Source organism: Streptomyces sp. NPDC031274 (assembly GCF_055570235.1).
Genome location: NZ_JBVIHP010000171.1, coordinates 1 through 308, shown reverse-complemented (window position 1 = coordinate 308; position 308 = coordinate 1). Strand labels below are relative to the sequence as shown.

Here is a 308-nt window from a genome sequence, read left to right as displayed (position 1 = left end):
AGGCCCGGCCGCCACGCCGGATGGCCAAGTCCCAGTACGGAACCGTGGCTTAGCGCACCCATACGACAGAAGGGAGGGAAATCTGTGGGGTACGCAGAGAAGCGCGGCGGCTACTGGCGTGGTCGCTACAAGATCGAGGACGGCAAGTACGGCACCGTCGCCGATTCCGAGGGCAACGTGGTCAAGTTCGCCACCAAGCGGGAGGCCAAGCAGGCCGCGGACGCGGAAGAGGTGACCGTTCGGCGCGGTCAGTGGCGCGACCCGGGCCTCGGGCAGGAGACCTTCGGCGAGTATGCGAGCCGCTGGTA

At 67.2% G+C, this 308-nt stretch carries 1 pseudogene; it reads left to right on the top strand.

Annotated elements, in window-relative coordinates:
- Positions 1-84: 84 nt before the first annotated feature.
- Positions 85-308, top strand: a pseudogene (locus ACZ5CR_RS44660) (LacI family transcriptional regulator); the annotation flags it as partial.